This window comes from Paraglaciecola psychrophila 170 (assembly GCF_000347635.1).
Taxonomy (GTDB): Bacteria; Pseudomonadota; Gammaproteobacteria; order Enterobacterales; family Alteromonadaceae; genus Paraglaciecola; species Paraglaciecola psychrophila.
The window spans coordinates 887,226-907,677 of the sequence record NC_020514.1; the positions used below are offsets into that span (position 1 = coordinate 887,226).

The 20,452-nt window shown below is 41.1% G+C and carries 15 protein-coding genes and 2 pseudogenes; 6 read left to right on the plus strand and 11 right to left on the minus strand.

The genetic code is table 11. From position 1 onward, the window contains the following. Position 1 precedes the first annotated feature (1 nt). The 9 genes and pseudogenes from C427_RS03920 to C427_RS03950 all read right to left on the minus strand — a co-directional run bounded on the left by C427_RS03920 (position 2) and on the right by C427_RS03950 (position 9,640). Positions 2-1,048: an AAA family ATPase gene (locus C427_RS03920; protein WP_007640855.1), complete on the minus strand. Its 1,047-nt coding sequence runs from the start codon at positions 1,046-1,048 to the stop codon at positions 2-4. 269 nt (positions 1,049-1,317) lie between these two features. Continuing rightward, a pseudogene (locus C427_RS27015) lies at positions 1,318-1,395 on the minus strand (DUF4159 domain-containing protein); the annotation flags it as partial. A gap of 249 nt (positions 1,396-1,644) precedes the next feature. Then, a pseudogene (locus C427_RS27020) lies at positions 1,645-1,722 on the minus strand (DUF4159 domain-containing protein); the annotation flags it as partial. A 298-nt stretch (positions 1,723-2,020) separates the two neighbouring features. After that, positions 2,021-2,746 (minus strand): DUF4159 domain-containing protein, encoded by a 726-nt coding sequence (locus C427_RS03925; protein WP_007640166.1) that lies wholly within the window; start codon positions 2,744-2,746, stop codon positions 2,021-2,023. 31 nt (positions 2,747-2,777) lie between these two features. Next, entirely contained in the window at positions 2,778-4,121 is a 1,344-nt protein-coding gene (locus tag C427_RS03930) for a TldD/PmbA family protein (RefSeq protein ID WP_007640167.1), read from the minus strand. Between the two features lie 30 nt (positions 4,122-4,151). Then, a complete protein-coding gene (locus tag C427_RS03935) occupies positions 4,152-5,780 on the minus strand; it encodes a TldD/PmbA family protein (protein ID WP_007640168.1) in 1,629 nt (542 codons plus the stop codon). A 163-nt stretch (positions 5,781-5,943) separates the two neighbouring features. Then, entirely contained in the window at positions 5,944-6,594 is a 651-nt protein-coding gene (locus C427_RS03940) for a GDSL-type esterase/lipase family protein (RefSeq protein WP_226991209.1), read from the minus strand. A gap of 2 nt (positions 6,595-6,596) precedes the next feature. Next, entirely contained in the window at positions 6,597-8,321 is a 1,725-nt protein-coding gene (locus C427_RS03945) for a DUF885 domain-containing protein (protein WP_007640170.1), read from the minus strand. Positions 8,322-8,344: 23 nt separating this feature from the next. Then, positions 8,345-9,640, minus strand: a complete 1,296-nt coding sequence (locus tag C427_RS03950; protein ID WP_007640171.1) for a M24 family metallopeptidase — start codon at positions 9,638-9,640, stop codon at positions 8,345-8,347. Positions 9,641-10,272: 632 nt separating this feature from the next. Between C427_RS03950 and C427_RS03955 the strand changes: the two genes are divergently transcribed. The 3 genes from C427_RS03955 to C427_RS03965 all read left to right on the plus strand — a co-directional run bounded on the left by C427_RS03955 (position 10,273) and on the right by C427_RS03965 (position 13,677). Then, positions 10,273-11,466, plus strand: a complete 1,194-nt coding sequence (locus tag C427_RS03955; protein WP_007640174.1) for a serine hydrolase domain-containing protein — start codon at positions 10,273-10,275, stop codon at positions 11,464-11,466. A 270-nt stretch (positions 11,467-11,736) separates the two neighbouring features. Further along, positions 11,737-12,957: a cell division protein ZapE gene (gene zapE / locus C427_RS03960; protein ID WP_264369944.1), complete on the plus strand. Its 1,221-nt coding sequence runs from the start codon at positions 11,737-11,739 to the stop codon at positions 12,955-12,957. Between the two features lie 234 nt (positions 12,958-13,191). Further along, positions 13,192-13,677, plus strand: a complete 486-nt coding sequence (locus tag C427_RS03965) for a DUF6491 family protein (protein ID WP_007640178.1) — start codon at positions 13,192-13,194, stop codon at positions 13,675-13,677. A gap of 315 nt (positions 13,678-13,992) precedes the next feature. Here C427_RS03965 and C427_RS03970 read toward each other — a convergent pair whose 3' ends face one another. Continuing rightward, a complete protein-coding gene (locus C427_RS03970; protein ID WP_015430438.1) occupies positions 13,993-14,616 on the minus strand; it encodes a hypothetical protein in 624 nt (207 codons plus the stop codon). A 424-nt stretch (positions 14,617-15,040) separates the two neighbouring features. Here C427_RS03970 and C427_RS03975 point away from each other — a divergent pair, with 424 nt between their 5' ends. The 3 genes from C427_RS03975 (at position 15,041) to C427_RS03985 (ending at position 18,246) form a co-directional block, all read left to right on the plus strand. Then, positions 15,041-15,880: a hypothetical protein gene (locus C427_RS03975; protein WP_007640189.1), complete on the plus strand. Its 840-nt coding sequence runs from the start codon at positions 15,041-15,043 to the stop codon at positions 15,878-15,880. 73 nt (positions 15,881-15,953) lie between these two features. After that, positions 15,954-16,886, plus strand: coding sequence for a TonB-dependent receptor (locus tag C427_RS03980; RefSeq protein ID WP_007640191.1), 933 nt, complete (start codon positions 15,954-15,956; stop codon positions 16,884-16,886). Positions 16,887-17,535: 649 nt separating this feature from the next. Beyond that, positions 17,536-18,246, plus strand: a complete 711-nt coding sequence (locus tag C427_RS03985; protein WP_007640194.1) for a hypothetical protein — start codon at positions 17,536-17,538, stop codon at positions 18,244-18,246. A gap of 735 nt (positions 18,247-18,981) precedes the next feature. On the opposite strand, the gene C427_RS03990 is transcribed toward C427_RS03985, so the two are convergent. Next, the gene (locus C427_RS03990) at positions 18,982-20,328 is read right to left on the minus strand and encodes a S8 family serine peptidase (RefSeq protein ID WP_007640200.1); all 1,347 of its coding nucleotides are present in this window, start codon (positions 20,326-20,328) and stop codon (positions 18,982-18,984) included. Between the last annotated feature and the right edge of the window lie 124 nt (positions 20,329-20,452).

Here is a 20,452-nt window from a genome sequence, read left to right on the forward strand (position 1 = left end):
GTTAAACAGCAGGGGACAATGGGGAAGAATGGGAAGAAGCGCCAAAAGGACTGGCTGGTTGTGCTAAATCTTTTAATAAACTATCTACTACATCATCGCTGGATATATTCTGCGCTTCTGCTTGAAAGCTCAATAACAGTCGATGTCTTAACACCCCATGGGCCACCTGTTTGATATCATTCATGGTAACGGCAAAGCGTTTTGACAGTAACGCATTAGCTTTGGCACACAACACCATTGCTTGACCTGCACGAGGCCCTGCTCCCCATCGCACGTATTTATTAACAGCTGATGACTGACTATTGCCAGGGCGTGTATTACGGACGAGTTGATTGATGTATACCAGTAGCGGTTCGGATATTTCTATATCTCTGACTACATGTTGCAAGCTGATAATCTGTTGAGCATTGAGTACCGCATTTATTTTGGCTTGGGTATTACCCGTGGTACGTCGCAAAATCTCTATTTCTTCTGATTCAGAAGGATAATCGACTTTTATAAACATTAAAAATCGATCAAGTTGTGCCTCTGGTAAAGGATAAGTACCTGCTTGCTCAACTGGGTTTTGGGTGGCCAATACAAAAAACGGTTTAGGTAAGGCGTAACTGGTTCCCGCGTAACTAATGCTCTTTTCTTGCATGGCTTCCAGCAGCGCTGCTTGAGTTTTAGGCGGAGTACGATTGATTTCGTCGGCTAACAGAATGTTGGTAAAAACGGGGCCTTGCTGAAACTTAAAAAAACGCTCCCCTGACTCATGATCGGTTTCCAATATTTCGGTACCGATAATATCACTGGGCATTAAATCTGGCGTAAACTGCACGCGTTTAAAGCCCAGCTCGAGCGTTTCTGCCAATGCATTGACCATAAGTGTTTTAGCTAGTCCTGGCACACCTTCTAACAAACAATGTCCGCCAGCTAACATACTGATCAACAATTGCTGGATCACCTCTTTTTGTCCAACAATCACTTTGCCAACTTCATGCTCAACCAGAGCCAGTTTGTCCAGTAATACAAGAACGTCTTGTTCGGATAAATTCTGTCTACTCATGTTTACTCTTAATAATGTAATGAAAAAAAAGGCAACAAACTAAAACTAAAACTAAAAGATTTTTTGCACCACCGAGGAAAAAGAGGCTTCGCTGCACCGAGAAAAGCAAAGATAGTTAAATCCAATGATGTTATTTCGTATCATTATACTTTCCTGTTCTTTTCCTCTGTGACCTCTTCTTCCTCGGTGGTGTAAAATATTTGTCTTTGTCTTTGTCTTTGTCTTTGTCTTTGTCTTTGTTTTGGTTTTCTCTTCTCTTCTCTTTTCTCTTAAGCCGTCATTGCATATATGACAATGTTGACTGCAAACTTGGTGTTGTCTATTTTTAGCCAGCGTTTGTTTCTAAATGTTCGGATAAATTCTGTCTACTCATGTTTACTCTTAATAATGTAATGAAAAAAAAGGCAACAAACTAAAACTAAAAGATTTTTTGCACCACCGAGGAAAAAGAGGCTTCGCTGCACCGAGAAAAGCAAAGATAGTTAAATCCAATGATGTTATTTCGTATCATTATACTTTCCCGTTCTTTTCCTCTGTGTCCTCTTCTTCCTCGGTGGTGTAAAATCTTTGTCTTTGTTTTGGTTTTATCTTTTCTTTTAAGCCGTCATTGCATATATGACAATGTTGACTGCAAACTTGGTGTTGTCTATTTTTAGCCAGCGTTTGTTTCTAAATGTTCGGATAAATTCTGTCTATTCATTTTTACTCTTAATAATGTAATGAAAAAAAAGGCAACAAACTAAAACTAAAAGATTTTTTGCACCACCGAGGAAAAAGAGGCTTCGCTGCACCGAGAAAAGCAAAGATAGTTAAATCCAATGATGTTATTTCGTATCATTATACTTTCCTGTTCTTTTCCTCTGTGACCTCTTCTTCCTCCGGTGGTGTAAAATCTTTGTCTTTGTCTTTGTTTTGGTTTTCTCTTCTCTTCTCTTCTCTTCTCTCTTCTCTCTTCTCTTTTCTCTTTTTCTCTTAAGCCGTCATTGCATATATGACAATGTTGACTGCAAACTTGGTGTTGTCTATTTTTAGCCAGCGTTTGTTTCTAAAATCGTAATCCCATTCACAGCCTAAGTCTTTATTGCTGTATAACACGGCTATTCTGCCATTTATTTCGATAGCTTTGAGGTATTCGTGAACCAAATCGTCGCCCCAACCATTTAGCTCAACTGAGGTGCGTGGTGGCCCGTCAAATTCAAAAAAAGAAGAATATAGTGGATGGTCATTAGGAATCTTTTTTAGCGCCTCTGGGCCAAACATATTTGCCATTTGTGCTTCAAACGTTTTGGCAAACATGCCGTCAATATCGTGATTACAGTCGTCTACAAAAACAAAACCTCCATTTTCAACATAACGCTGAAAGTTTTGTCTTTCTTGCAAGTTAAACTGCACTAATCTGTGCCCTGCCATATAACAAAAGGGCGCGCTTAACATACTAGGATCAGACAGCGGTATCACTCGCTCCTGCAAGTCTACTCGCAAACTGGTGTACTCAATTAATGAATTAAGTACATTTGCGGGCATACGTTCATCTACTTCCCAATTACCTGATTCGTAACTCAAGCGGGTAAAGTAAAAGTCGTATTCACTATTTCGAGCAGACACGGCACATGGCAATGCCCCACAAACAGCAACAGCGCAACTAGAAAGTATGAAATGACGGCGATCCATATGGATAAAATGTGAGCGATAAGCCATAAACTAAAGACGTTAGCTTATGGCAAGATGCTTACACCGCGTCAGATAAACTGCTGAAGGTAAAGTCTCTGATTTTCATCGGCGGGATCATATTGCCGTCGATACGTTCAGGTTTACCTAATGCTTCTATATTGTTTAACATCACTATCGGACTTTCATTAAAACGGAAGTTCTTAATCGGATATTTTATTTTGCCATTTTCGATATAGAACGTGCCATCGCGGGTTAACCCGGTATATAGCAGGGTTTGTGGATCCAGTGAGCGAATATACCAAAGGCGCGTCACCAAGATGCCCCTGCGGGTATTTTTAATCATCTCTTCTAATGATTCGTTGCCTCCATCCATAATGATATTGCCACCACTAGGCACGTAAGCGACACCGGTTTTCTTGGCCCAATAAGGAGAGTTAGGCATGTTGACAACTGTACCGTTTTTTATCCAATCGGTGCGATTACGCGGGTAACCATCTCCCGAAAAAGGGGCTGCTGGAGCAATAGGGTGGCTCGGGTCAGTGTAAATGTTGACTCTTTCATCAAACATTTTTTGGCCTAATTTATTTTTAGGTGCCTCTTGGGCATCCTCACCTTCTTTGAGTTTGTAACTTAAAAAGCTACGTCCTTCATCCGCGCCTCTTTGAGCAAAATTACGTACCATATTGCCTAATAATCCAACGCTGGCTGCAGGTTCTAAAATAACGGTGTATTTGCCGGGCTCCATCGCTTTGGCATCCACCGAACCTTTGGACTTTTGAATGGCAATGCTCGACGCTTTAGCGGTGTCTAATAATGAATAATCGCTAAAGTTACGTGTGACCCAACCAGAGCCTTTTCCGTCTTCGGTGCGAATAGTCACAGAAAAGTCTACATCTGTAGATTTATTATATGCGAATAAACCCTTGTTATTTATTATGGCGCTAAACGTCACAAACTCTTCTAAAAAGCCTGCAGCAACCAGCTTGTTCTTTTTCGACGGCACTATGCTGTCTTCGGCAGCTTGCGCTCTATTTTCAGGGGTGACATTCGCTGTTGACTCAAAATAAGTTTTAGAAGGCGCATATTTTTGTGGTCCAAATAAAGGCATATACTCTTCGTTTTCAGGTGCCAGTTTGGCTAACTCCTCAGAGCGGCGCACTACTTTTTCAAGTGATGCATCGTCAAACTCGTTGATAGTCGCGGTACCTGTTTTTTTACCAAAAGTGGATTGCACTGCTAGCACCAGATCGCTTTCTTCGCCAGCTGTAGAGACTGTATTTCTGGCATAACGAATGTTGCCGCCTATGCTGCCATCTAAGTTACATTCAATTTCGTCAGCTTTAGAGTATTTTAAGACTTTGGTCAGTAACTCTTTGGCGTTTTTTTCAGATAAAATAGTCATAATTTGAATTCCTTCTAAAGGGTTACCGACTTACACATTACGCGCAGTGTTGATGACGTTAATGTTGTTGAATCTCGTAGTCGGACACCCATGAGAAACCGCGCTAACCTGTGAAGGTTGACCTTTACCATCGAAGAACGAACCACCCACTCGATAATCTGACTTGCCGGCCATTTGGGTGCAACTGTTCCAAAATTCTTGGGTGTTGGACTGATAAGCCACATCTTCAATCTGATCAGTAATTTTTCCATCTTTGATTTCGTAAAACAGTTGCCCACCAAATTGGAAGTTGTACCTTTGTTGATCGATCGAGAACGACCCACGTCCGGCGATATAAATACCATTTTCGACGTCTTTGATTACATCTTCAGCTGAAATGTCTTTTTCATTAGGTTTTAAAGATACATTGGGCATCCGCTGAAATTGCACATCACGCCAGCTTTGGGAGTAACTACAACCATGTGATTCGTTTTGGTCAATCATATGAACTTGATCGCGGGTGGCTTGGTAGTTAACTAAGATCCCGTCTTTGACTAAGTCCCAGTCCTTGGTTTTAACACCCTCATCATCATAGCCAACATTGCCTAATGAATAAGGTTGAGTTTTATCTGCAAACAAGTTAACCCTATCAGAACCGTATTGAAATTTACCACTTTTCCATTTATCTAAGGTCGCAAAACTGGTGCCTGCATAATTGGCTTCGTAACCTAATACTCTATCGAGTTCTAAGGGATGCCCAACCGATTCATGAATGGTTAACATAAGGTGAGCAGGGTCTAATACTAAATCGTATTTGCCCGGCTCAACTGATTTTGCTTTCAGTTTTGCTTTCAGTTGTTTACCTGCAGCAGCCGCATCTTCAACCAAGTCATAGGAGTTGTTATACCCCACGTTAGCGCCGGTAATTTTGATTTTATCTTTCTCAAGACCATCTAAATATTCAAAGCCCATGCCCACAGGATTGCCTAAACCGTTGCGTTGTTTAAAGCCATCTTTACCTATGCCAGTGGCATAAAACGGTGCCCATAAGCGGTGCACATCTTGATCAATATAAGAGCCGTCTGTTGAGGCAAAATATTTTTGTTCGTTGACTAAAAATAACATGGAGGTAATGTAGTTAGCACCATTATCCATTGCAGCTGCGTTAGCTGCGAGCAACAAATCAGCTTTGTCTTTTATGGGCACTTCCATCGCGTTTTTCGTGATAGGTGTTTGCCAACTCACTTCACCCACACCTTTAACGGGCGCGAGCTTAACCGGCATTGTCTGAAATTTAGAGTTGGCTTTAGCTACGGCGACTGCACGTTCGGCTGTCTTAGCCACGCTGTCTGGGGTCATATTTGAAGTAGAGGCAAAACCCCAAGTACCATTTGCGATTACGCGCACCCCAATACCTGCTGACTCAGTATTCACAATATTGTCGACACGGGTTTCACGGGTGGTCACAAATTGATTTAGATAGCGGCCAATACGCGCATCTGCATAGCTTGCTCCAGCCGATTTAGCTGCATTAAGAGCAATATCTGCTAGTTTCTTTTTATAGGCTACGTCCATGGGTTTATCTAACATTTGCTCTGCTGAAATTGCGATGCCAGTTATGGGCAGCATTAATGCGCCCACACCTACACCTCCGATTTTTATAAAATCGCGTCTTTCCATTATTGTTTCCTCTGCCGTTGTTTTTTATTTTTTATATTTATAGAAACAGTGTATTGCATTGTCTGAGAAGCACTCAAGAGGCTAAGAACAGTTATTTGAATCGAATACGTAACAAGTCGTTACATAAACGTAAGATTTCACACAGTTGGGATATTAGAGGGACTTAGTTATGCTCGATATAGGATAAAATAGAATGACCCCATTTATGATATTGAGTGGCATTAGGATGCAGTAAGTCAGGCATAACCGATTCTAGTAATACGCCATTCTCAGTCAGAAATTGGTGGTTGATATCTAACCAATGTATTTGTTTGCCATCGGCGAATGTTTTTATCAGGGCGTTGCTAGCATTCACCCGCTGACGCATAGGTTTATTGGTATTTCGACTTCGGGGGAATAACGCCATAAGCAGTATTTTACTTGTAGGTAACTGCAGCTGTATTTCATCTAATATTGTTTGAACACCTGTCGCTATGTCTTCTGGTGCATCAAGTCTATGCCCAGCGTTATTAGTACCAATTAACAAAATTACCCATTGGGGAGATAAGCCTTTTACTGCACCGTTTTGCAAACGCCACAACAAGTGTTCTGTTCTGTCACCCGCAAAACCCAGATTAAATGCTCTGCGATGTGCAAAATGTTGTTGCCAATATTTCTCGCCTTCTACTTCCCAAGCATGGGTGATGGAGTCGCCAAGGAATAAAATGTCGATGGATTTGTTGATTTCCTGTAACTCTTCGAGTTTTTGCTGGTGGCGCAATTGCCACCAGTCTTCAGTGCGTTTGCTTGGAATAACTGAAAGTGATTTCGACATTTTCATTTCACTTTTTGAGCGATTATCCAATCGTCTATCACATCTTCAAGCACAGCCATCGGCAATGAACCTTGCCCAATGACAGTATCGTGAAAGTTACGAATATCGAACCTTTCACCTAATGTTTGTTCAGCCTTGGCTCGCAATTCACGAATTTTGATTTCACCCATTTTGTATGACAACGCTTGACCCGGCCATGAGATGTAGCGATCAATTTGGTTCTCTACTGATTTTTGTGTCAGCGCAGTGTGCTGGGCTAAATAATCGATGGCTTGCTGGCGGGTCCAACCAAAAGCATGAATGCCTGTGTCGACCACTAGACGCACGGCGCGCCACATTTCGTAACCTAAGCGACCAAAGTCGCTATAGGGGTCTTGGTAGAATCCCGCTTCTTTGCCTAAACGCTCCGAATATAAGCCCCAGCCTTCGCCAAAGGCTGAATGACTCAGGGTGCGCCTAAATTCGGGGACATCTAATTCCATCGCTATGGCATTTTGAAGATGATGCCCAGGTACTGCTTCGTGAAGGCTGAGCGCTTCTAGGTTATAAAGTGGTTGTTGTTTTGGTTCAGAGGTTAAAAAATAAGTGCCAGGTGTGCGATTGTCTGGTGGCGGCATATAAAATGCGCCTCTAGAAGCTGAACCTTTAATTGTGAAGGTATTACGGGGAAGGTGACCAAAAAATGTAGGTAATTTGCCATACATTTTCATGGTGATAAAGGCGGTTTTTTCGAGAACATCTTGTCGGTCTGCTGCATAAAACTGCGGGTCGGTCGCCAAAAACTTCAAAAATTCAGCGTAACTGCCTGTGAAGCCTACCCGATCAATAATTGCCTGCATTTCAACACGAATTCGCTTCACTTCGCTTAAACCCAAATCATGGATTTGTTGGGGTGTGGCATCGGTTGTGGTGTAGTAGTTAGCTGTGTATGCGTAATAATCTGCACCACCTTTGATACTGGAAATACCCGGTTCTTTACGACAGTTAGGCATATAGTCGTTAACAAAAAAATCGTAAAAATTCTGATAGGCTGGGACCACTGCCGATGTGATTAACTCTATCGCTTTTGCACTATAAATGCTTTTCTGTTGCGGGCTAAAAATACTAGGGAAGCGGGTGAAAGGTTCAAACAACGCACTGTCTTTGGGGTTTTTGACTATGTGTGCGCTGATAGTTTGATGGTAATTTTTAAAACTTTCACAGTGATGCACATAACCGTCAGTTAAACCCGCTTGCATCAAGTTGATGTTCTCTTGGTTAAAGCGAGGGTAGTCGGCCAAACTGATTAAAAAATTGTCGTAATCGTTACTTGTTAAAAATGCCATATTGGCAGGTGCTTCAGCAAAGTATGTGTGCCAACCACTTAAAAAATTAACCGGAAAATACTTGTCTTGATATTGGTGACTTTGGGCTTCTGTTTTTCGTTCATATTTGAATAAACGGTAATTCATTAACTGCTTTTCGCTTAGGGCTGTTTCATCAACTTCGCCAAGGGTGGCTAATACCTGAATATTATAAGCTTTTCGCCTAGCTAGGGCTTGTGGTGTAAATTCGGCCAGTTTGCCATTAGGTTTCCAACCATCTGGATCGGTGCGGAAAAATACCTTTTCTTTTTCTGCGTTTTGCCAATGTTGGTCGATGATATTAGAAAGATCTTTGTTGGCGTCTGCAAAGGTATTCCAGCTAATGGCTGCGAAAGTAAATGCGACTAAAACGTTATTAAACATGAATGTTCTCTTATTGTTCTAAATTAAGCGGGTAATGCGGCAATTTTGCCAATAGGTGAAGTGATTGAATCTGGTGGTATAGTAAACCATTGAATACCTTTATCGGTTATATACACACAATCTTCTAAACGCACGCCAAATTCACCGGGTAGGTAAATGCCAGGTTCATTCGAGAAGCACATGCCAGGTTTTAGCGTTTCAGCTTCGCCATGCACAAAGTTTACGGGTTCGTGGCCCTGCATGCCTATGCCGTGACCTGTTCTGTGTGACAGCCCTGGTAATGTGTAATCTGGCCTTAAACCCTGTTTGACGTAATAGGCGCGTACCGCGTCATCTACTTTACCAGCAGGTGTGCCAAGGGTGGCAGTTTCAAAAGCGATGCGTTGGCCTTGTCTAACTGTATTCCAAATTCTTTGTTGTTTTTTACTAGGCTCACCAAACACAAAAGTACGGCTAATATCAGATTGATAGCCTTGCACACTGCAACCACAATCCATCAACACTATTGATCCCTCGCGGATAGTTTGTTGTTGATTGGTGCCATGCGGGTAAGCGCTGGCTTCATTAAACAATGCCATATTCCAGATATCACTGCCTCCCAAAGCAGATTGAGCTGATGACATTAAACTTTTCACATCCGTCTGACTCATACCTAATTCAAGTTTTGACCAAACATGAACATAAGCGGTAAGGGTGATTTCATTGGCTTTGTGCATCAGCTGGAGTTCGTGCTTATCTTTAAACATGCGACAGCCTAAAGTTACTGGCTCGGCACTGACATCTTGCATCTTGGGTAATAACGACATGATCCCGCGCTGTACGAAATATCTGACTGAGTCCTCAAAGGCAAGTGTGCCTTGATTGATTTTTCTGTCGTTAAGGATCTGTTTGACTCGCTCAAAGGGGCTTTCGTGCTCTTGCCAGACGCGCACGTCCTCACCTACTGCAAGAGTTTCACGAATACTCGGCTCTTCAAAAAACGGGCAGATAACGGCTATTTCGCCTTCTTTAGGGACCACCACCGCGGTGAGCCTTTCACTTCGCCACCACTGAATGCCACTAAAATAATCCATGGCCGCACCAGGCTCTAAAATCATGGCTGCAATGTTGTGTTGTTTCATGAGTTGTTGTGCTTTAGCAATACGGTCTTGGCGTTCTTTTACTGAGATAGGTGTGACATTTTCAGTCAAGCTTTTTAAGGTAATATTTGCGACACTCCTCGTAGTAGCCAGTGGGGAAGCGATTGCACTGTAACTAAGGGGTAATGCTGCTAAGGCAGCGCCACTGGTAATTAAAAGCTGTCGTTTACTCAATTCCATTTATGGCCTTGTGAGAGTGAGGAGCATTATTTCAAAATACAGACTATTACAAATAGTCTGTATTTTGAAGCGGCTTGCTTAATGTGCAGTAGCAGAATATGGCTCTATCTGTAGCGTTGCCATTACATCTTCCTCATTCTTAATCGGCAACGAAAGTGTGAAGGTTTGCTGATAGTTTGACAGTTTAGTTATATTTAAAAGTCCCCCCATTTTGTTCATCCAATGGTTAGGCCCTTTAATCATTTTTTGTTTTATTTCTATTTTACCATTGTCTTTATTTGTATTGCTTATGACTTACGATAAGGATTATTTTCTCTTATTTTCTCTTATTTTCTCTTATTTTCTCTTATTTTTATGATTTGACCCGTTTTTACAAAGTGGTCGCTGGGGAGTGAGAAGTTTGAATAGAGCTTTTTATGTCTACTCATTAATAATATACCTCTTCTCAAATACATCGTTTATTTTTCTAGGTTTTGTTATCTTGGACGTAACAGCTTATAAATCATCCTAATAAATGTGACGGCATTTAAATATTGCAGTTCATTTTACAGGCTCTCAAAACCGAGAGGATATTTTACCGCTAATTGTTAGTGTCGTATTCTTCATCTCGCCAACAAAAAAGACAAACCTATATGAGCAAAATAATTAAATGGATCGGCGTTACAGGTATAACTCTAGGCGTCTTAGGTAGTATCGGATGGTGGTCGATTGGAGCGGATTGGCGTGCGCTTTTGTCTGACGCCCCCCGAGACACCAATATTTTGTTTTGGTCCCAAAGTCAGCGTGATGCAGGTTTTAAAATGATGGATAAATTACCATTATTGATTAAATCGAACCCTATAGAGCCTAGTTCAATAGTCAGGGAGTTACCTGAAGGCGAGCCGTTAGTATTTGATATGGATATGGATGATTTTTTTGCCAAACAGCATTTGGCTGGCGCACTCATTCTGCATAAAGGCAATATTCGCTATGAGCGATATGGCATTGGGCTTTCGCCACAGAAACGTTGGACCAGTTTTTCAGTCGCTAAATCCTTGACCTCGAGTCTGGTGGGTATTGCTTTAAAGGAAGGTTATATCAAGAGTTTAAACGACAGTGTTTCAGACTATATCGAAGGTCTGAAAGATTCGGCCTATGATGCTGTCACAATAGAGCAGTTGCTCACTATGACATCTGGGGTTAAGTGGAATGAAGACTATTTTGATCCACAATCTGATGTAGCAAAATTCAATAATCATGTTGCGAACGACGGTCTTCCCAGCATCGTGAGTTACATGAAAAAGTTGCCTAGAGCCTATCCTGCTGGGGAGCAGTGGCAGTACTCCACCGGAGAAACTAATCTTATTGGGATTTTGGTAGGCGAGGCGACGGGACAGACCCTGTCACACTATTTGACCGAAAAAATTTGGAAACCCTTTGGTATGGAAAACCAAGCAAGTTGGCTGCTAAGCCCCGATGAGTCAGAGATTTCCGGTTGTTGTATTCAGGCAAGTTTGCGTGATTTTGCTCGATATGGTCTTTTTGTATTGGAGGATGGCAAAATAAAGGGGACCGCCACTTTGCCCGATGGTTGGTTTGAAATGGCTACCAGTAAACAAGCTGATATTGGCAGTTCCGGCAAAGGATACGGTTATCAATGGTGGACATTCGACGATGGCAGCTTTACTGCGCGGGGTATTTTTGGGCAAACTATTTTTATTGACCCCAAAAGGCAACTTGTTGTTACCCTAAATGGTAATTGGGAAAATGCTACTGAAGCTGAACTCAATAAACAACGTTTTGAATTTATAGACAGGGTTCGCGGGATCATTGATCAACAGGACTAGTCTACTCAACAGTGCGGAACTGAATTGAAGATATTTACAGAGACAGCCATGGTAAACTTACATTAATTAAGCTGTCTGTCTTTGTCATATACTTTTTGAAGCACTGCAATAAATTGCATTTAAGGCAAGCGTATCATGTGCAATTAGAGTAGTTGAATGGCAAGAGATGAGTTAGATTAAACTCATAACGTATCGATTTCACTTGGCCTAGACACTATAAATCACTACAGTGATTATCTGAGCTTTAGTGACAAATTTGAATTATTCACCCTGCCTGAAGGCTCAAGCATTATTGTATCACTAACAAATCAATCTCCCCTTAAAGTGTACCAATCACAATTGGCTGATAAGCTTGTTGACGACCCATCTCAACAAGCTGCAATACATGCCTTAGATGTCCTATTTAGCCATTTAACAAACCGTCAAGCACCATCGTGTTCGCCTATCAAGGGGTTATACCTCTGGGGTGATGTGGGGCGAGGTAAAACCTATTTGATGGACTTGTTTTATGATTGCCTGCCCGATGAGGGCAAGCTGAGGCTGCATTTTCATCGTTTTATGGCGCGTATTCATCAAGAACTGAACGAACATTCAGGTGAAGAAGACCCGTTAGTTCGGATTGCTAATGATCTGGCGAAAACATGTAGAGTGTTATGTTTCGATGAGTTTTTTGTCTCAGACATTGCCGATGCGATGATTTTAGCCGGCTTATTTGAATGTTTGTTTAAACAAGGGGTGGTGTTGATTGCGACATCAAATATGCCAATCAAAGATTTATACAAAAACGGTTTAGCTCGGCACAAATTTTTGCCTTGTATTGCTTTGTTGCAACAACATACCGAGATGCTGCATCTAAATGGTAAGCGAGATCACCGGCTGCATTTAACCAAAGTAGAGATAAATACGCCTGCCACTAGAGCCTCATCACCCCCTTCATCACTGAATATGGGTATCAAGGGCGAAATTGATTTTGACGCTATCTTTATGGGGTTAACTCAAACAATTTCCCCCAAAGATATCCATACCAGTAGTTTAACCATCTGCCATCGAGATATTCCTGTGATCAGAGCTACGAAGTCTGACCAATCCAACAAAGTAGCTTGGTTCGATTTTAATGTATTGTGTGCTGGCTATCGCTCGCAGTTAGATTACATGGACATTGCTAATCGTTTTAACACTGTAATGCTCAGCGATGTGCCCTACCTAGGCGGTGAAGTGCGCGGCTGGATCAAGGCTCGTGGCACAGAGGATGGAGTCGGTGCCAATCAGGCCACTAGTACTGGAGAACGAGTTGTGTCTTATGCCAGCAATGATGATAGTGCCAGACGGTTTATCAGCCTGATTGATGAATTGTACGACCAAAATGTCACCTTGTTTTTAAGCTCGGATGTTCCCTTATCCGAGCTTTATAAAGAAGGCGCTTTGACCTTTGAGTTTCGCCGAACCTATAGTCGCTTGATGGAAATGGGGCACAGGGGCATGGCTTTTTAGACACATCAAACCGGCTAACGGCTATTGAAGTTAAGATCTTCTGTGCTTAATATTAACTACTTACCGATATAGCCATGATAATTCATCCTGAAATCACGACGGGTATCGCCGTGAAATGCTAGACAATAAAGCTAGAATTCACATTGATGTTGCGAATAAATTTGTCCTAACTTGTGTTGTCAGTTATAGTTTTGTGGTTATTTATTATACAGAAACGGACGTTGTGGAAAGCAAATGAAAAAATATATGTTCAGTATGTTTGCTATTGCTGCAACCTGTTTAGTTGGTTGCAGCAATATAAATAATTATGAAAGCCGTATTTATAGCTTTATCGCCGATCAAAATTTGGCTCCAATGGAGAACATTGACTCGGTGCTAGGTTATGAGCTTATTGTATTGAGTGACCAACATCTTGCCCTTACAATACAAAACGGTAAGTCTTATTTTCTGACCAAGCCAGATGATTGTCATAATATTTTCTGGGCCAAAAAGGTAATCCTTTTAGCAGAGGATAAAGGTGTTATTAAAGTTGATAGTGATAAAATTGTCAGAGTCGGAGACAAATATACTGAGTGCACAATAACCGGAATATACAAATTGTATTCAGTGCAATTACAGCAGCTAGCTGGCTTGTCTCGCAGAAAAAATCCAATGCGGTCCCATAGTTTTTTAACCCCTTTATCATCTACAGAATCTAAGAGTATAGGTTTTGAGCACTAGTCTTAATTTCTGTTTGGCGTAATTCCATTAAGCGCCATATTTGGTCTTTCAATATGATGAATCAATAATCAGTAGATGGCTTGCCCAAGTGAATAGTTAACAGTGTCCATATTATTTCATTTGGGCACACTTACTGATGCATTTTGGACCTTTTTAACTGTGAACTTATGCGAGCTGCACATCATTCAATGATTTGGTTAAGTAACATAGTAACCAAAGCTGCGCAGCATAGCGAAACGAAATATCTCTGATAAATTATTATTAAATGATGATAGTTGTCTGCGTAAAATTCCTCAAAAAGCTATAACATTGGACTTAGCTTTGTAACTCTTTCAGAATATAAACTGTCTTGGGCGACTCAAGGCGCCAACTTAATCTAGGTTCACCTTCCTGTACATTACAGGCTAAATAACAGCGCATCCCTTGTTCATTTTGGCCAAAGTGTCTGTACTGATGTAACGCTTGTTGGCGATTTTTTTCATAAGCGTGCGAAAACGAATTCAATTCTTGAGAATGCGCTAGTGCATTGTAGTTTGGACACAACCAATTAAACGTACTTGTTAACCAGCTATCCTGATTTAGCAGCTTGGTTAGTTGTGACTTTTCTTTAAACGCCCCGGTTATCAGCAAAATATCACTAGTGCTAGAAGTCTGTAGTTTAATGTTAAACCTTGTGGCGTCGGGTAACGCTAAGTTGGCACACAATAAGTGCACTCGTTTTAGTATCAGTCTGGTTTCTTCTAACATGTAGTCGTCAATATTTTCTAATATTTGCCCCTGCCTAACCTCACCTGTTTGCCAAATAGATAATTCTGGCAATAGGTAGTCAAGTACAGGGCTGCTAGCTAAAACGCTCTTTTTAGATTTTTGCAGAAGGGGAATATGCAAAGAATTAATAATTATTTGCGTAGAACTAAACATAGACACGAGTAACATCATTGATTGTGATTTCTGACATTACTCGTGTTCATCACAGTTTGTGCCAACCTAAAATACCTTATTAAAATCATAGGCATGCAAGGGATTCATATGTAATTAAAGTAATATGACAACTTTTTGACTTGGTCTAACTTGAACTTAATCATCAGCCATTTGCTGTGAAGCTATGATAGGGGTATTGGTAAATAACTTGGCGAAGAGCGCTTTTTTATTTTGATTTTTGGCTTACGTTGGGTCAAACGGGCTAAGCCCATGCATTCTCCTCTTAATTATTAGTTGCTTATTTATGCAGTAATAGTCCCATTAATAAATAACACGTTTCCTCAATTAATGAGTTTTTTAAAACTCATTAACTTTTTAGGGAATAAATTCATCTTTGATCCGTTACCTCTGTGTCACTTACATAAAACTACAGGAAACGAAGATGATTAAGCTAAATAAAATTGTAAACCTAATGGTAATTGCGGGTGTGGTTCATTATAGCAGCGCGGTTTTTGCCGCTGATTTGCAAGTGAGTCAAAATACTCAGTTCAATAATCAAACCAGCTTGTCTGAGCAAACTGATACTGACCAAGCAAGCGCCAATTCGGAAACTGAATCTGATACCTCGGCGCAAAGCAATAACAATGCACAAGCAAATGCTAACGGACAGGCAAACAGTAGCGGACAGGCAAACACGGACACCAACACTGAGCAACAGCAAGTGGGATCTACTGCAGATGAAAGTACAGAAACAGCCAGTACTCAAATGAGCAAACTAAATGGAGATGTAGTAGCAAACAGCACAAACAGTCTCGGCAGCTCGGTAGCACAGTCAACATCTGTGATAGCCACCAACAGTTTGTCGACTGTGTCGCAGCTTCAATTACCAGCAATGCCTGCAACAGAACCGACAGAACCATCAGAACCAATCAGCGAATCCGATGACACACAAGACACCGCGCCCAGTGAGATGCCTGATGCGCCTGAATTTAGTAATGCAGTTGCCCTTGCTAACACCACAGACTTTGCCAGCAGCCTATCCTCTAATGCGCAGCAATTGGTTAGCTTAGATGTCGCGTCTCAGGCCACTCAGGTTATCGAGCAGTCAGTTAATACAACCATTGCAGATAGTATTACGAGTAATGCTGAAAGCTCGGTGGTGCAAACCATGAATAGTCAAATTAATACCTTGGTTGCCGAACAAATCAATGCCGAGGTGGCCAACGCGACAGTTACTGAAGTGGCAAATACTATCAACAGCGACTTAGATTTAGGTATTTAAGCTTACTCAATCCCAAACCTACGCCGGCTTATCGCCGGCGTTCTTTTTTATATCTATAGGATAGGTGGTTAAGATGAAATTATTTTTTGAAAAGATGACATGTATTGTGGCTTTAACAACAAGTTCACTGGCATCGGCAACACCTCAATCCAGTTTTAAAGTCAATGGTGAAGTAGGCGCAGGACTAATATCCAACTCTGCTTTAAGTGTCGATGAGTTGGATGATGTATCTTCTCAAAGTGATAGTGGCTATGAATTTAATGGAGTGGTTAAGGGTAAATGGCATGTAACGGATAAAACAAAACTATCTTCTAGCTATGCTTACAATAAAAAGTCATACAATGAATTCTCACAGTATGATTTAGCCTTACATCAACTCAACATAGATGGTAGTTATAAGTTTAATAGCAGTGAGATTGGCGTACGTGTTGACGGCGCTTCTGCCTCTGTAGCGGGTAAAACATTTCTAAACTACCAACAAGTGAGTCTTTACTTTGGGTATTTTGTTCAGCCCGAAACCTATGTGCGCACTAGTGTTAAATTAAAAAACAAATCTTTTGCTGAACTATCCGATCGCGATGCGAGTGGATTTGGTGCAACTCTTGACGTGTTTCACTTCATGAACGGCGCCAACACTATGCTGATGCTTGGCTTAAGTGCCGAAAAAGAAGAAGGTCAGGATAGTCAATTCGATTATTTAGGGCTTGGCATTCATACTAAAATCACCCATAAGTTCAGTCTTTTTGGCCTTGATTCTAAAGTGGGGTTTGGCTTACGTTTTCAAAACAAAGATTATCAAAGTGTTGAAGTGGAAACCTTTCCGGCTGGTCAGGATATAGGTAACAGAGATGAAAATAGGCAGGTTATAGAAGCAAGCTGGGACTTACACTTATTAGATAATTTGTCAGTGATGACAGAGTTGCAACATGGTGACTTTAAGTCTCAACTTGAAAGCCAAACCTATCAGCAAACCATCGCCAGAGTGGGTTTAAAGTACACCTTTTAATGACCCCCTTTAAGATAAAACTATGTACGAGCACATTAAATTTTGAGACTCACACCAGCATTATGTCTCCCTTATACTGGGATTTTGCTTGGTTTGCTAAAGCGTTCTTAACAATACAATTACACTTTTGACTGAAGGTAGCCGTCTAAGGAGACGGTTAGGCTTGTTTTTATTATTTCCGCTTTGAGCGAATTCCGGTCATAGTATTGCATCAATCGCGACTGTTAAGTCGTCGCTTAAAGGGGCCGCTGAATAGTCTTTGCTTAATTCAAAAATTGCCTGAAAGTTGACATAATGTTTTGCGAATTTTCAGCGTCGAAGTTTGACTGAAAAGTGCCAATTGTAGAAGTCGATAAAAACTTGGGCGACAGTCTGTTTTGCCCAAGATGGCTGCCATTCGATAAAATCATTTGTATGTCACGACTGAGCGATCTATAGCCATTCGCTGATGTGACCTTATTAAAAAGTCACGCGTTGACTTGGTAACCGAGTTGATAGACCCATTACGGAAAAATTTACTATTCAAATAATATAGGCGTTCACAATAGAATTAGCTTGATACAAGTCGCAATATGTATAAGATTAAAATACACATCAGTCTGTAAAGAAGTAGGATGTTATCGCTGGTATACGCTTTTTTATAGGGGTGATGCTTTTTATAACTGTTGCATCAGCAAGTCACTCACGAGCTGATGAACCTTTGGTTTGGGGTTTTGCGGATTTCCCTCCTTACATTGAAGCCAAAGCTAATGGCCAACCCTATGGGTCGTTAGCTGAGATGGTTCAAAATATCTTTCAACATGCAGACATCGATTATCGGCCTTTGCACACTCCTAATAAACGCATTAGAAAACTGATTAGTGAAGGATTTGTAGGCTTTTCAATAGGTCCTTTAACAGCAATTGATAACCCCGATGATTTTTATATGAGTAAGGCTGCGGTGGCTAAAATTGAGACACGGTCTTATTGGATTGGTGAGCAAAATCCTGTAATTCAAGCGAGTGATTTTTATGGTCAGTCTGTGGTGTTGATCACATCTTATCAATATTCTGGGCTGCGGGATTATTTAGAAAATCCCAATAACAAGGTTTCAATAGCGGCTAATGTAGAAGATCATAAAAGAGCATTGACTGCACTGTTGTTAAAAAGAGCTACATATATGTTGGGATATAGTAAACCTACTGAATTAATACAGTTGCAAATGAATATTGAAAATTTACATTCCTTTCCATTAAACGAAATTAAAATGTATTTTTATATCCATAAATCTATAAAAAACAGCCGCCAAGTTATGGACAGGTTGGATAAGTCTCATGCTGAGTTATATCCCAATCATGTCAGCGATATCAACAAAGAATAAATCCTCAGCATCACTGTGATTATTTCAGTTCTTTAATTTATTTTTTGTCAATTGTACCTTTCCTCTACCATGAACTTCGGGGTCACCGTTGAAATTTGAAGGGTTTGTGGGCAGATATACTCATCCATTAATGTCTGATTCTGGTATAAACTTCATCGTCAGGTTTAACGCTCGACTGTCCGGTTCACGCCCTGAGTCATTCAACAAGTATTTTATTGTCAATCTACATGATTGAAACATAAAGAAATAATTTAGATGAATAATGTCACCAGTGGATCTAAAAAATGACAGTTAATAATTGCTACTTCAGACTTCAAAATAAGCAAAAACTTAGATGAGTTAAAAGAAAGTTAGATAATCACCTTGAAAGTACCATTATTATTGGGTTTTCTGATTTTTCATCTAAATTTAAGTCACATGTATTTCTTGGGCAAAGCAGCGGTTCGGCTTACGTCAGTTATGTCGCATCTGCTGACACTATAAGTAATGACACGACTGATCTCTATGGTTGCAGGCTATGTTATTACACAAATTCCTCAACTGTCCGCAATGGAGGTAAACAAGAGCGTAAAACCAGCTTTATCAAACCACGCTCCGACTTTAAATGGCACTAAGCCCCCATTTGTAAATAGCCCTAACTGTCCATTTTCGTTAATTTCGACTAGTTAATCTACCAGTACACAAAATAGCGGTTTTCGAAGCGTTTTCAGTTCTAAATTCATTTGAACACACAGACTAATGTCTTTGAATGGCACCTGCGCCAAAGATGGGATCTCTTCCTTTGGGACCAAGGTCAACAGCTTGGTCCCAAAGCAGGGCTAAAACTGTGGTCCGATTAGGTTTGTTATGTTTTCTATGTTTAAACGATAAACACGCAAGGGCAGCAGATACCACGGGTGCTGCCATCGAGGTGCCAGACTCCTTTCCCACACTTTGTTGAGGTTGTGCGCTTAATACATTCACACCTAAAGCTGAGTAATCTATATAGTTTCCACGATTAGACCAGCGGTAAGGTTGCTGTTGCTTATCAATCGCACTTACCGCGATAACATTTTCATAGCCGGCGGGATAAACAGTTGCTGCTGCGGGGCCTTCATTTCCGGCTGCAGCCACAATAAAGGCCCCTTTATCGGTGGCGGCGCCAATCACGCGCTTAAGTACATTATTGTCAGGCCCAGCTAAACTCATATTAATCACAGCCACTTTTTGCTCAAGCATCCAGTTCAAAGCCTCGATCATGGCACCTAAGGTGGCGCCTTGTGAAAATTCTGACTGACGGTAAAAAACTTCTGCGGAATAAAGCTCAGCTTGTGGAAGTAATGGCGTGAGCTCATCGGTGTTGCCAATTAACACACTCGCCACAGCGCTTCCATGTAACGAGGGGGAGACTAGATTGTTAGCTAAAAATGATTTTGCATGTATTTTAGCCGCGGCAAATGCACGGTGTGTTTTGTCTATGGCGCTATCAATCATGCCAATACGCACTGCGGTGTTACACATCAGCCCAGAGTTTGTGGTTGTTTCTGTTATTGTTCTGCTGTCTTTGGGAACGCTTTGTCGATTTTGTACTTGGTATATGTGATTGCGATCGAGAGTTTCAATAGTGTTAGTAGGCAGGTGTTTTGCTAATGCTTGTTTACTATTTAGCGCATCTGGCACCGTAAAGCGTAATAAGGTCAGACCTAAGCTAGCATAGGACTGGCTGGATTCAATCTTGGCGTCAAGCCCAATCAAAATTTGTTCACTGTGCGGGTCGGCTAGCACTATCCATTGATTTTTAACCGCTCTGAAACCTTCTTCTACTTCTACGTCCATCAGGACTGGATTTAATAAATCTGGGCCAATGGGTAACGATTTAGGCAGTTTAGTCAGAGGCACAGTCACTAGGTCTGCTATGGGCGGTAATGTGCTTAAAGAAAATGGACGAGTGCTGATAGATTGACTGAGGCGATTTTCCATCCGCAGTGCAGTGCGTTGCAGCTGATCAACTTGCTTTCCAAGCGCATCGGTATTAACAATTTGTGCCGAAGTAATCTGGCTGAAAACCAGTAAACTGGCAAGGGTCAATTTACGTAGTGTCATGTTGTCCTCGGGCTGAAAATAGTAAACTTAAACTGTAAACGTTTCAGCAATAAATAAATTTCATTATTTTTGGAATAAAAGTCAGGCCCATTCGTCATCTTTGTAAATGAGAGATAAAACAAGA